Annotated in this window: 14 protein-coding genes; all 14 read right to left on the reverse strand. The window is 59.5% G+C overall.

The genetic code is table 11. The features are described from left to right. Positions 1–24 precede the first annotated feature (24 nt). The gene (locus IB248_RS09255; RefSeq protein ID WP_169683983.1) at positions 25–1662 is read right to left on the reverse strand and encodes a hypothetical protein; all 1638 of its coding nucleotides are present in this window, start codon (positions 1660–1662) and stop codon (positions 25–27) included. A 78-nt stretch (positions 1663–1740) separates the two neighbouring features. Further along, entirely contained in the window at positions 1741–2370 is a 630-nt protein-coding gene (locus IB248_RS09260; protein WP_169683984.1) for an HK97 family phage prohead protease, read from the reverse strand. Beyond that, entirely contained in the window at positions 2363–3856 is a 1494-nt protein-coding gene (locus IB248_RS09265; RefSeq protein ID WP_169683985.1) for a phage portal protein, read from the reverse strand. The genes IB248_RS09260 and IB248_RS09265 overlap by 8 nt, the downstream gene beginning before the upstream one ends. Then, positions 3856–4056, reverse strand: a complete 201-nt coding sequence (locus IB248_RS09270) for a hypothetical protein (RefSeq protein WP_062374750.1) — start codon at positions 4054–4056, stop codon at positions 3856–3858. Before IB248_RS09270 ends, IB248_RS09265 begins: the two co-directional genes overlap by 1 nt. Positions 4057–4059: 3 nt before the next feature. Further along, positions 4060–6069 (reverse strand): terminase gpA endonuclease subunit, encoded by a 2010-nt coding sequence (locus IB248_RS09275; RefSeq protein ID WP_169683986.1) that lies wholly within the window; start codon positions 6067–6069, stop codon positions 4060–4062. After that, complete coding sequence (locus IB248_RS09280; RefSeq protein ID WP_169683987.1) at positions 6066–6719, reverse strand: winged helix-turn-helix domain-containing protein; 654 nt, start codon at positions 6717–6719, stop codon at positions 6066–6068. The genes IB248_RS09275 and IB248_RS09280 overlap by 4 nt, the downstream gene beginning before the upstream one ends. Positions 6720–6895: 176 nt before the next feature. Beyond that, positions 6896–7432 (reverse strand): hypothetical protein, encoded by a 537-nt coding sequence (locus IB248_RS09285; protein ID WP_169683988.1) that lies wholly within the window; start codon positions 7430–7432, stop codon positions 6896–6898. Next, positions 7429–7605, reverse strand: coding sequence for a hypothetical protein (locus IB248_RS09290; protein ID WP_169683989.1), 177 nt, complete (start codon positions 7603–7605; stop codon positions 7429–7431). Before IB248_RS09290 ends, IB248_RS09285 begins: the two co-directional genes overlap by 4 nt. Before the next feature lie 246 nt (positions 7606–7851). Further along, complete coding sequence (locus IB248_RS09295) at positions 7852–8538, reverse strand: transcription termination/antitermination NusG family protein (protein ID WP_169683990.1); 687 nt, start codon at positions 8536–8538, stop codon at positions 7852–7854. Beyond that, positions 8528–9775, reverse strand: a complete 1248-nt coding sequence (locus IB248_RS09300; RefSeq protein ID WP_169683991.1) for a helix-turn-helix domain-containing protein — start codon at positions 9773–9775, stop codon at positions 8528–8530. Before IB248_RS09300 ends, IB248_RS09295 begins: the two co-directional genes overlap by 11 nt. Then, positions 9772–10071, reverse strand: a complete 300-nt coding sequence (locus tag IB248_RS09305; protein WP_169683992.1) for a hypothetical protein — start codon at positions 10069–10071, stop codon at positions 9772–9774. The genes IB248_RS09300 and IB248_RS09305 overlap by 4 nt, the downstream gene beginning before the upstream one ends. Continuing rightward, positions 10068–10346, reverse strand: coding sequence for a hypothetical protein (locus tag IB248_RS09310; protein ID WP_169683993.1), 279 nt, complete (start codon positions 10344–10346; stop codon positions 10068–10070). The genes IB248_RS09305 and IB248_RS09310 overlap by 4 nt, the downstream gene beginning before the upstream one ends. Then, positions 10343–11539, reverse strand: coding sequence for an MT-A70 family methyltransferase (locus IB248_RS09315; RefSeq protein ID WP_246733838.1), 1197 nt, complete (start codon positions 11537–11539; stop codon positions 10343–10345). Before IB248_RS09315 ends, IB248_RS09310 begins: the two co-directional genes overlap by 4 nt. Then, positions 11536–11805, reverse strand: a complete 270-nt coding sequence (locus IB248_RS09320; protein ID WP_348644153.1) for a DUF2312 domain-containing protein — start codon at positions 11803–11805, stop codon at positions 11536–11538. The genes IB248_RS09315 and IB248_RS09320 overlap by 4 nt, the downstream gene beginning before the upstream one ends. Between the last annotated feature and the right edge of the window lie 150 nt (positions 11806–11955).

The following is an 11955-nucleotide window of genomic DNA, read 5'->3' on the forward strand; positions in this document are numbered from 1 at the left end:
CGAGGAAGGAAGGGGGAGCCCGGCTTAGTTGCCGGGGTCCTTGTAGCCGCCCTGGAAGCCGACCGCACCGACGCCGAAGTCGTGCTCGACGGTCATGGCCTGCCCCTGCGTGCCAAAGGGCTCGTCGAAGCGAATGCGGGGAGCGCCATAGCCATCGAGAAGGCCCCACTGATAGACGGCAGCCTCGTCCGGATCGGCGAACAAGTACCATGCATTGCCGGCCAGCTCCGCCGAAACCACGGGATCGAGCGTGCCGACATGCGGGTTGACCTTGATGGAGTCATTCGCATTGATCGGGGAGAGATACTGCAGCGCCTCGGTTTCCTTGTCGGGCGAGACGAGCAGAATGGAAGGCTGGACGTTCATCGTCGCGCCGTCGAGGTTCTTCTGCTTGCGCATCGCCGCCTTGCCAACACCGATGCTGGCGACGGTGATGGCCGAGCCGGCTGCAGCCAGGTTGGCGTGGCCTGCGTGGAACACAACCTTATTGTCAGACAGCACCGTATTGGCCGAGAGCATCATGGCGTAGAATGTGACTTCCTCGAACCGAGCGACCGTTCTGCCGTATCCGCCGAGAAGCTCGCCGATCGCATTCAGGCGATCATTGACCATCATTTGACGGCTAACCCGGATGCCCTTCGCATATGGCAAGACGGCGATAGTTTCCTTGCCTTCGCCGAACGTGCCGAATTTGATCTCGCCGGACTCGGTCATCTTTTCGAGCATCGGGAATTCACCGACCGAGACCGCGTAGTGCGGACGGAAGTCGACGAAATCACGACGGCGAGAAATGCGGCGGTAGCTTGGCTGCGCCAGCGCATAGCGCCGCTCCAGAACGGTGTTGATGGCGCTGGAGAAAATTGCCGGGAAGTCGCTGGTTGCATGAAACGCACGTTCCAGCATCTCTTCGCGTTCGCGCACGGTGCGCAGCATTCCGCGATAACCCATCGCGGCAGCCGCGAACTCGACAACATCAAAGTTGTCCATGAACCCGCGAGCCTGCGAAGCCTGGTCCCCGGTCGGCTGGTCGATACCGCCAAGGCGGAATGCCATTGCCGTCGTCAGGCCGGCGCGGCGGGCATCTGCTTCATCCCGAACAACGTGAACGCCGCTGGTCGGTGTGCGGGCAGACTGCGCGGTCATGTGGTCGAAGGCCTGTGCGCGGAAGGCGTCAACAGCAGTGCCATTGCGGAGGGCAGCTTGGATGGCCTCATTGGTCATTCCGGCACGCGTTCCGATGTCGTAGATGTCAGCTGCGCGAGCACCATCCACGTTGGCGGTCGGATTGGCAGGAGTCGTTACAGTTCCTGCTGCTGCTTCTTCCTGCTCGGCCTTGCGGATATCGCCTTGCAGCGCATCGATCTCGTCGAGCAACTTCTTGTGATCGGCCTGGATCGTTCGGGCGGCATCGGGCGCCGTATCGTCCTTCAGCTCCGCGATCTTGTCCGTCGCGCGCTTCTGCAGATCGGCGAGATTGGCTCGCATGACAACGAGCGGGATCGCCAGGTGCGGACCAAATTCCCGAACCGCGTCGACCAACGAGGCGGCCAGATGGACGGGAGCGTGTGGCATTGCGGCAAAGGCTTCGGAGACGAGCCCGAAGCTCATCACAAATGCGGTAGCGAGCGTGCAGGCTACCGCCAGTACGGTTTTCATCTTCATGGATATCTTCCTTGAAAGGGCCTTGCCCAAAGGCGTCAGATGGGCGACCGCCGAGGCGGTTTATGGCGGTAGCCTGCGCTAGCCTGCCAATTGCTGTTGCCGCATCTGCATCTCCATGCGCATGCGGCGAATTCTGTTTGCTGTCGAAAGATCGGGATCGACGCGGCAGGCGAAGAGCGCACCTTCATCTTTACCACTCCGGATCTGCGCGCCGGGGTCAGCCGGGATGGGAACCGCGGAGATTTCCCACGGCTCCCAATCGATCACCCGATGCACTGGGGTGCGGCCTTCGCGCTCGGTCTTTTCGACCGCATGGATGCGGTAGCCGACTGAGATGTTGGTGACGCTGCCTTCCTTGATTTTCGCCACGCGGTCGATCGCGTCGGCTGCAGTGGAAAGCCGGATCTTGGCTACGCCAACGCCGCCCTCTATACGCGCCGAACCCTTGACCACAGAGCCAATGACATCGGCAAGGCTCCATGTGCCATGGGTGTCGAGGAACGGAGCGCCAGCATTGAGACGATCGAGGCGGATGGCCGACGGCGAAACGACAAGCTCTTCGTCGAACTCGCCATCGATCCAGTTGACACGGCGAACCGCAGCACCTGTCGTCCACACAACATCGATCGTATTGTCAGCCTCGTTGAACGATGCGGCCCTCACCTCGGCATTGCGGCTGAGCTGCGGCAGGCGGATGATGTTAGTCATTCTGCGCTCCTTCCGCCGTTGGTCCGGCGTTGGTTCTGGCGCCGTTCGCCGGCCGCCTTGGATCGATATCGAGAGGTACGTTGTTCGCATCGGCGAACTTGAAGAAGGCGTCGAAGTCGCTGACGACCTTTCGCCAGTCATGACCCCAGGCCGAGATGAAGGTCTGCGGCGACATGCGGCCCGCACGCACGGCAAGAATGTCGGCCTCCAGATCCTTCTTTGGATCGATCGGTTCAACTGCCGGCATGACATGGTCGACTCGGTAGCCTTCCTTGCGGGAAGGCAGCTTGCCAGACATGAGGGCGTATTCGGCGAACCGTCGATCAACCTTTCGACAAACCATCGGAACGAAGATCTGCCACTGGATTTGCTCGACTAGTCGCCGAAACTCGATCTTTCCCGCCCGCAGCGACGAGTAGTTCGCTTGAGTAAGGTCGCCGGTCAGCTGGTCATACGAAATGCCTGCGCCCGCAGCCATTGCCCAGAGACCGGCTTTGTAGGCTTCCCCGAAGACGGACTGTGACGAAGGGTTTGCGAACGTGATTTCGGACTCGCCAATATCCTGTATCTGGCCTGGCTCGATGCGAGTGACCTTCGTTCCATCCTCTTCCCTCTTCGGTACCAGCGGGTTGCTTGCACCTGCAGCGCGCCTGAGGAAGCCAGCAAAGCTCGCCTGCGTTCGCTGCTGAACGATGGCGGCCTCCATCAGATCCTGAATTTCTTTCGCGTTCAGAAGGATGGGTGCGAACCAAGAAATACCGCGCAGCTGGCCGAGGCGCAGAGGGCGATACAGGTGGCAAAGGTCATTCCATGCAACGAGCTTCGATGCCTCACTTCCGAACGAGACACCCCCGTCTCCGGGATGCGTTGAGTGGAGGTAGAGGCCTTCTCGCAAGTTCCATTCGCCAATCTGGACGCCTAGCCGGACATTGCTTTCCCGGCCAAGCAGGCTATCTCGCGACGTATCGATGAGGTCGCCTTCGAGCCCCTGAAGTCGCAATGGAATGCTGGAGCCTGCATCCGACAGACTGATGGGCAGCATCCGCAAGACGCTGTCACCACCTTCGGCCATGGACCTCAAAATGAGCGACTGCTGACCGCCATAATCAAGGACGCCCTCGATATCCGAACGCTCCTCCCACTCTTCTCGAAGCAGGCGATAGCGATTATCGGCACGGTCGTTCCCGGTATTAGGGACAGTCATGATCCCCGTACCGATGACATGAGACGTCAGAACATCGAGGATTCGCTGTCCCGCCCAGCCGTTGCGCACGAAATCGCGAGCGCGATCGCGCAATGTGGTGAGAGCGCCGGCCACCTCGGTCGTAGCTGACGTGCCGCGACCGCGCCACGCCTTGTTGCGCCGGCCGAACTGAGCAGCAGCGTAGTCGCGCTTTTCAGACGATCGCAGCAGCTGACGAGCCGCGGCACGATTGACGCCCGACACCGGGTCGAAAAACGATATGACCTTGTCAAGGACGTTCATCAGTAGCCGCCCCCGTACTCAACAAAGATCGCACCGCCGCGATCGTCAGCCCCCAAGACCTCTGCTTTGATGAGATCACGCGCCGTTAGCATGTCCTTCAGGCTCTGGTACTCGACTTCGTGTGTCTGGAACCGGACGCGCTTGGCGCCCGTCGCGATAGCGGCGTTGATGGTGTCCAGATCTGTTTGCGTCCACGCCATATTTTACCGATCCCAGAAGGAGTCATTGGGGTTGTACCAACCGCCCTCAGTATCGGGCGGAGGCGTGCGGCGATCGACTGTTTCAGATTTCTGCACTTGGTCTTGCTGGATCGCCACGTGCTTTGCAGCCAGCAGCGGTGCGGGTGCGAACATGTCTGCATCTAGGACGCCATCCGGTAGCCCTCTCATGCTCGCGAGTTCCCGCCATTCATCAGGCGTCATGCGCGAGATGCCCAGATAGTCGCCAAGGGCATCGCCATAGATCTCGCAGTCAAGAAAGTGGTTCTGCTCGCCTGCGCGGGGCATCCAGATCCGGCGGGTTCGCCCCTTGACCTTTTCCGTCCCCAGATATTCCGAGGTAATCTGCCGGAAATAGACCTCGTCCATCCAGCTGCCGAAGTGACAGTAACCAGGCGGATCTGCCGGCTGTCCGGCAGCAATTCCCTGTTTGTGAAGGTTGGCATAGAAACCGCCCTTCAGCGACCAAGTGCCAACACCCCACACCATCGCGCCATTGCGAATGCGCTGGCCGTTGAAGTCGATATCCACAGATGACGGCTGACCAATTGGTGGCCGCGACCAGCCATCAAGGCCCTTAAGTGCGAAGGTGGCGGCCTTGCCACGAACCCAGGTATAGACCACGTGACTGCGATAGCCGGAGTCGATACCAAAGAGATCGACGGCACGGCGCCGGCCGTAGGCGTCTGGCCATTGCTTCGTGCGCAGCTCCTCAAGCTTAAGGAACGCGCCAGCATGCGGATCGTCGGTCGCACCCTCGATGAACCCAGCATCAACGCGCCACGATTGCCTATCGGGACCGTAGGCCTTGAACAGATAGTAGATGCCGTTGAGCTGCACGTCGGCCGTGGCGACAAAGACGAGGCCCATTGCCGGGATGCGGCCCCTGACCACGTCCTCCTCACGCCGCTCCATCAAACGAACATGATCGGGTGCGTCGCCCTTCATGTCGAAGGAAAGGCCGAGCGTCAGATTGTTGAAGGTCTTCAGCTTCAGCGGATCTTGGTTCGCTTCGACAAAGCGAGCAGCGATCTTTTCCCACGGCACAAACGGCGACGTCAGGGCATCGAAATGGTAGGAAGGATAGGCCCCCGGTCGCGAAGCCTCCGGAACCCAGCCGCCCTTCTTCATGAGCGAGACCTTTTCGTAAGCCTCGACAATCGCGCCGCAGCAGGGCGTCGCGTAGTGGGGCTCATGCGGAAATTCGTCATTAAAGCGGAAGTGCTTCCGTTCGAAGACGAACTTGAATTTCTCGCCGCAGCCAGGGCACGGCATATACCAGTAACGCTGATCACCGCCCTCGAAATAGCTATCGATCTTCGATCCGCCCTTGATGGTTGGCGTCGACACGTAAACTCGCAGCCACTCGCCCGACATCAGGAAAGATTCCTGACGTGCTTCGACCATCCCGAACGGATCGCCCTGTCCATCTAGATCGTCGGGATATTCGTCGATCTCGTCGAGGAAGGCTTTCTTGATCGTCGAGGAACGTAGATCCGCAGCCGAGCTGGCTATGGCAAGCTTTAGGGAGCCGCCGCGAAACTTCTTTCGAACTGCAGTCGAGCCGTCCCCGGAACGGGATGCCTGCTCCTTGACCAGCTTGTTGAGTGCCGAAGAACCGGTAATGGCGACATCGAGCTTTTCGGCGTTGAATTCCTTCAGCGCGCCTGACGTCGGCTGGACAATCATGGCGCGGCATGGATCGGTCGCAATCAGATGACCTATTGCGGCGATCATCAGCGTGGTGAAGCCGGTCTGCGCCGACTTGCGTACAGCAATCTCGTTGACGCCGCTTTCGGTCGCACACATTTCCAACGGTTCGGCGATGTAGGGCGTTAGGCTATCGTCCCACAATTCACCAGCCCGCGGCCCATCTGGAACGACCAGGTTCTTCCGTGCCCACTCGGCTGCTGACAACTGAGGAGGAGGCACGATACCGCTCGCGAGGATGCCGGCGACGATTGCAACCGCCGACCGTTTCATCGTTACCTTCATTCCTCGCCCCCGAAGTCGAGATCCACCTGCACCCCCGACCGCTCGGCTTCCGCTGCCTCACCGGCAACGGCGGTCAGCCTGGCGGCGATCGCTTCGCGCTGCTCATGGATCTTCCGGCGCAGAAGCCGGCGCAACGCAGGCTCACCCTCACGCACCGTCTCAAGGATCTCGTTGACCCAGTTGAGGGGCGCATTCATCTCGCGAAGGATTGCCTCCGTCGCCTTCACCAAAGCGGTCTCGACGCCGTGCTCCCCCTTGATCGGTACTAGGGCGCCGGTTCGCTCGGCATAGTCGAGCGCCTTCAGCTTCGACTCATACTGCGCGCGTTCGGTCTGGGCATCGCGCAGCGCGGCACTGACGGGCGTCGTGGCAGACGATTGCGGCTCACTCGCTTCCCGCTTTGTCTGGGCGCCTTGTTCGCGAAACGCGTTTCCGGTCTGGCCGACGACACGATCAAAGGTCGCCAGTTCGACCATTCTAGATCGTCCGACATGCCGAGTTGCGATCAGGCCATCTTGCTCAAGCCGATTGATCCGCTCTGACGCCGACTGACGGCTGATGCCCTTCCGCTTCGCCAGCTCGGCGATCGTCAACCAGACGCCGTCGCTTCCCGGCGCTGCCACTGCCATTGGTTCGAAGAGATCGGTCATGGTTCGTCAGGTCTTGTCAGGCCGAGTCAGGGTTGTCAGGTCAGTTTTTTGACCTGCGTGACTAGCGAAATTTCGGGGTCGTCCCGGCCCGTAATGGGGTATGCCCGAGGGAGGACCCGTTAGGGGGGTGGGGGTCCGCGGGGGTTCCCCGAGGGGTCGACTGGCCCGCCCGACCGTTACCGGGGAAGGAGGCGATCGATCTCGTGCAGCACGCGAGGAGCAAGATGCTCCTGTATGATCTCGGCCAGAACGTCGAGGTAGACGTCAGGATTGTTCGTGATCGCGTGCGCAGGGTTAGGGCCGAACAGCTCGCGAATAGGCAACCGCTTATCGCCAACCCTCAAGGCCACGGCCCTATGCCCACTGTTCATCTCAGCAAGGAACGCGTGAGCGTATGATCCCCTCGCTCGAACCCGAACGCCTCTCGATGTCTGTGTTGCACCGAGCTTGTACAGAGGCACCCAACCCGACTTGACGATAACGTCCTGCGTGTTCCCGCCCGCATTGAAGCGGGCGGTCGTCGCCTTTCGAACAACACCAGGCGGAAGCCTCGTATGTTCGGCGCTGCGCTTGACGATGCGGGATCGAGCCATTTCGCGCATGCGGCGCATCGCGCTGGCCATCGCCTTCGTCTTAATGCCTTCCGGCAATGCCCGGATCGCACGCGACAGGTTGAGGATTTCGCTTGCGTCGAAACGAAGCTCCGCTGTCATTCGGCCAGGGCCTTAACGACTTCGCCGGCATCTTTCGCGAGCCTCTTGGCCTTTGAGACTGTATACGGCTCTGAACGGTCGATGAGCGCGCCGCCAAGGGTTACAACGTCCACGGCCACCGAGACAGGAAGAGTAGCGACATCTACTACCGCCTTGATAAGACGATCAAACATTCAGTGCCCTCAGAGACGAGATCATATCCCTAGAACAGAAAAGGCGACCGTAAGGCCGCCTAGTTGGGATGCAACAGAGAAGTCAAAGCAGTAGCACTGGCCTTGAGTCGGCGCCTCGATATTGAGGCAATCAAGGCTGGGGCCAGTAGCGGTGTTCCCTGAGGCTCTTGGCCTTCTCTGCCCGATATCGCTGCATCGGGGATCGGAGGGTCCGCTGGTCTGGCTCGTCCAGTTGCGTAATTGCTGTCACAGCTTTTTGAGGAACGCAAGAGGCATACTCTCGATCTGAAAAGGCTTGCCACCGACATCGATCAGCACGCGCGCCCTCGCCTGCCTGCACCACTTTACAGCCAATACCGTGCATGTGAACCCGACGAATGGTCCGAAGGTAATATCTGCCTTATCACCATCTGTCATTGTCTTGTCAGTCGCCACGCGCGGCAGATCTGCTTCTGACTTAAGTGCTTTCAAACGCTCAACATCTTCGTTTCTGACGATGTGATATCCGTTCGGTCCGCCGACAATATCGATCACGTGCTTGACGTTCTTCAGCCCTTCAAATGCCTCGCCTGATGGCACGAACCGGACGAGCATGTACGACGGGAAGAATGGTCTCGTGCCCTCTATTTTCGTTCCCTTGTGGATGCGAACGACCTTTTCCGAGGGCATGAACGCCTCGACATCCGCGTCCTGAAGAGACTTTTCCACAATGATCTCTCTGCCACTTTCCACACGAAGGCAGTACCATTTCGCCATTTTCGGCTTCCTTTCACACATTTCCTTGGATGCCGCCCGCAGCCTGTCCGCTGCGATTCGTGCGATTCGGTCCGCGCGTGTCGAACGCTCATAAGCTCTTGCACGCTCTAGAGATGACAGATCGGCCTCGATCATCGGCCGATATTTGATCTTCGTTCCGGTGATCCTACGCTGCATTGTCATTGCCCCTGCCCTCTCTCAGTGCCGCTTCAAATTCGCCAAGTGCCAGTTCGCATGCTTCGTCGAGGTCTTCGATTCCATCTGGCAGACTTGGAAACTGCATCCATTCCAGACCTTCTGGAGCCGGCAACCAAGGCCAGCAACGACGGTGGTGGAGGCGCTGCCATGCCTGCCATAACTCGCCACCGACCTTCACCTTGTCGAAGCCTTGTCCAATCGACACGATGCGCGCAGGGACGTTGAAACGCTTTCGCTGCTGCGTCGTCTCGATGAGCTTCGATGCCTCTGGCCAGCCCTGCTTCTCGCGCTTGTCACGCCAGATCAGATCGCGCTTCTCGGGCTTGTCATCGATAATCTTCTGCTCGATCGGATTGAGGGTCAGATAGCGCTCTGGCTTCAGCAGCTCCGACAGCAACAGCGCACGCCCTGCCCGTGAATACGCAGTGTAGGGCTCCGGTACGCTGGCTTGCGCTGCAGATCCGGCCCTTTCGCCCAATCGCTCCCAAGCACGTTCCGATAGGTACGTTGCCGCTGCCTTCGAGAACTTGCGACCAGATGCCTTCGCCGCGGCGAGGTATTCGGCAGTCCGGTCCTCGCAAGCCCTCCGTTGCTCAGCCGTCAGATCCAGCCAGGCGCGTCGCGTCGTGGCTTCCGTGTCGGTCGCATAGGTTGGCCACGTCGACCACCATTTGCGGAATCTCTTTTCCAGCGCCTTGGGATTTTCTTCCCCTTCATCATCGCGATCGCGCTCTCTCTCTTCTTCGTTAAGATTGGAAGTTAGAGAACTGTCGTTAATAGGTGCCGGTCCAGAACCGGCAGGGGGTGCCGCCTCAGGACCGGCAGGGGGTGCCGGTATACCGGCAGGGGTCGGCATGAAGGACGCAGCTGAAATAGGACCGAATTCCTGTTCGTCCTCGGCTTCCCATGCACCAAACGCATTGCTGGAGGGCACACGATCGAGGATGACGCGATACCAGTGAGCGCTGTCGCGACCGTCCGCGCTCTCGACCTTCCGCTTTTCAACGGCGCCTATATCTGCAAGCCGATTGAGCGAATCCTGCACGGTTGAACGACCGCAGCCGAGCTGCTCGGCCATCTTTACCTGGCTGCGGCGGCACCAGCCTTCCTTGTTCGTATGCGTCCCCAACAGGCAAAGCACCTTCAGGTCGCTGCCTTTCAATCTGCCGTCCGTGACGATCCACGCCGGGATGATGGAGAACCGTGGATTGCTCATGCTGCCCCCGAGGCGCCCGCCCGCGCCGCTTCTCTGAGGTCGTGCGCGGCGATATGTACCGGCATGACAATGGTCTGAGGAATTGAACCGTCCGACAGCCGCCGCGCGCTCGTCAGCGAAAGCATCGCATCGAGGTAGGCAATCCCCGCCTGCAGCCCTGCCCTCTGCAGGATCTCCCGGATGTTCATGTGTTCTCGATTGATTACCCAATATGGGCATCGAAACAGCCAATCGGCGCGCTCCGCATCGGTCGCGGCATCGGCAAGAATGTCGACGAGAGGAAGCATGTTGCTCATCGCCTCCCCCCATTTTCACCGACCAGCGTCACACCGACCTCTGCTGGGTCTATCCAGAGCGCCGCCCAGATCTTTCGCCGAGGCTCGGTCGCGAGGAGGTCACCTTTGAAGGCAAGCTCGAAGTCCTCCCGCGACACGCCGCTGCGCATCCGCAAATCCGCCTTAGCCCCGCGCTCTGCCGATCTACCGAAGGACGGGTAGGAAGCGCGCGCTATACTGGCGACACGAGAGCGCAGAAAGCTCTTCAGGGCGTCTGGCGAGAAATCAGGAGTCATGGCGCCTCGCTTTCCGGCGAACCCGCCTGATTTCCCCAGAAGGACCAGTTTCCCCGAAGGCGAACATCGCCGTCCTCAAGGCTTTCCTTGCGTTGAAACATTTCAAGTTTTGGAAGATCCGAAAACAGACGTTCAAGCTGCTCGGCAAACCACACAGGCTTCTTCGAGTGACCCTCGACGGAATGATCTGTGCATTTGATCGGCTGCGTCCCCTGCAAAGGCGCGGGGAATCCGCCCCTGGTGCCGATTAGCAGCAGTTCAAGATTGTCAAACCCCCAGTATCCGGTACCCGTTTGACGGCCGGGATAAATCTTCTTCCAGCCCCAAAAGCTTTTGTATTCGAAACCCCACTCCCGGAGAGCGCGAATGCCGTTCGCCAGGTCCGTAACCCACATGAATAGAACGGCCTGCTTAGGTGCCGGGCACCCGAGAGCGCAGATCTCGTCGATCGACATCGTCGGATAGTGGTTTTCGGCACTCTTGGCACCACCTGTCACTTCCGAGTATTTAGGGAAATGCCAAGGCGGATCGGCATATATGACCGGATACGATGCTCCCTCATGAAGTCCGGCAGACCGCCACCACGGCGTCGCGTCAGCCTTCGCCGCGATTTCTGCAGCGAGCGATGTCCTAACGGCGTGACTTTGCTCCTGCTCCGCTCGTCTGATCGATTTCACGACATGCTTCATTTCCGAAACGTTCGCCCGCTCAGGCAAGAACATCGTTCGGATCGTCTTGCGCGCCGGCTGGTTCACACCATCGCGCCCCTTAACAGCTGACTGGTGGGGAATTTCCCCACCATCTTCGAGCCGTTTCCTAGCAGCGGCGACCGTCTTGTGATCCACTCTCAGCCGGTCCGCTATGGCTCTGGAAGAAAGTTCCGGATTGTCTTTAAGCTGCGCTTCGATGACCTCGCGCTTCTGGATCGTCGATAGATGGCGCCGTGACAGATTTAGCGACCTAGCGTGCGCGCGCTTCTCATCTTCGGATAGGCCTTTGCGCACGAAACGCGGCCAATCAACAAGACCGAGGCTCTCGCATATTGCAACGCGGTGATGACCGTCGAGGATATTGCCAGCCTCGTCATATTCAACTGGGACAAGAACACCATGCGCAATGATGTCTGCTTCGAGCGTGTCGTAGTCCTCCTTCGAGAGCGGAGGCAGGAGTTGGTAGGGACCGGAGGCGATCAACCGTCATCCTCCGATATCATCCCGAGCGCATGCAGATAGGTATCAAGCATCGCCTCTTCTTCTCGACGCTCCGACTCGTCCTTGCGCCGCAGTGCGATCACCTTGCGGATGATCTTCGGCGAGAAACCCATGGCCTTTGACTCGCCGTAGACACCCTTGATGTCATCGGCGACCGTGCGTTTCTCTTCCTCAAGCCGCTCAATACGCTCAACGAAGGCGCGCAGATGGTCACCAGCAAGACCGTTGGGCCGCGATGCCTTCTTGATTGTCCCGAGAGTTGTCCGGACTTCTTCTCCGCCGGCACTAACTATAACTTCGGTATCATCGCCCGCCGCCGCCATCTTGCCGCCTGCAACGCCCATGGGATCAAATTCACTGGCCATTATTCAGCCCTCATCAGTCGATCGAGAAAGGCA

Source organism: Rhizobium sp. RHZ01 (assembly GCF_014851595.1).
Taxonomy (GTDB): Bacteria; Pseudomonadota; Alphaproteobacteria; order Rhizobiales; family Rhizobiaceae; genus Rhizobium; species Rhizobium altiplani.

What these genes read in the sequence shown, in the direction of transcription:
- IB248_RS09275 (WP_169683986.1), bottom strand. Translation starts at nt 6,069, where the DNA reads ATGAAGGTAACGATGAAACGGTCGGCGGTTGCAATCGTCGCCGGCATC.
- IB248_RS09290 (WP_169683989.1), bottom strand. Translation starts at nt 7,605, where the DNA reads ATGTTTGATCGTCTTATCAAGGCGGTAGTAGATGTCGCTACTCTTCCT.
- IB248_RS09305 (WP_169683992.1), bottom strand. Translation starts at nt 10,071, where the DNA reads ATGAGCAACATGCTTCCTCTCGTCGACATTCTTGCCGATGCCGCGACC.
- IB248_RS09280 (WP_169683987.1), bottom strand. Translation starts at nt 6,719, where the DNA reads ATGACCGATCTCTTCGAACCAATGGCAGTGGCAGCGCCGGGAAGCGAC.
- IB248_RS09295 (WP_169683990.1), bottom strand. Translation starts at nt 8,538, where the DNA reads ATGCAGCGTAGGATCACCGGAACGAAGATCAAATATCGGCCGATGATC.
- IB248_RS09270 (WP_062374750.1), bottom strand. Translation starts at nt 4,056, where the DNA reads ATGGCGTGGACGCAAACAGATCTGGACACCATCAACGCCGCTATCGCG.
- IB248_RS09255 (WP_169683983.1), bottom strand. Translation starts at nt 1,662, where the DNA reads ATGAAGATGAAAACCGTACTGGCGGTAGCCTGCACGCTCGCTACCGCA.
- IB248_RS09285 (WP_169683988.1), bottom strand. Translation starts at nt 7,432, where the DNA reads ATGACAGCGGAGCTTCGTTTCGACGCAAGCGAAATCCTCAACCTGTCG.
- IB248_RS09265 (WP_169683985.1), bottom strand. Translation starts at nt 3,856, where the DNA reads ATGAACGTCCTTGACAAGGTCATATCGTTTTTCGACCCGGTGTCGGGC.
- IB248_RS09310 (WP_169683993.1), bottom strand. Translation starts at nt 10,346, where the DNA reads ATGACTCCTGATTTCTCGCCAGACGCCCTGAAGAGCTTTCTGCGCTCT.
- IB248_RS09260 (WP_169683984.1), bottom strand. Translation starts at nt 2,370, where the DNA reads ATGACTAACATCATCCGCCTGCCGCAGCTCAGCCGCAATGCCGAGGTG.
- IB248_RS09300 (WP_169683991.1), bottom strand. Translation starts at nt 9,775, where the DNA reads ATGAGCAATCCACGGTTCTCCATCATCCCGGCGTGGATCGTCACGGAC.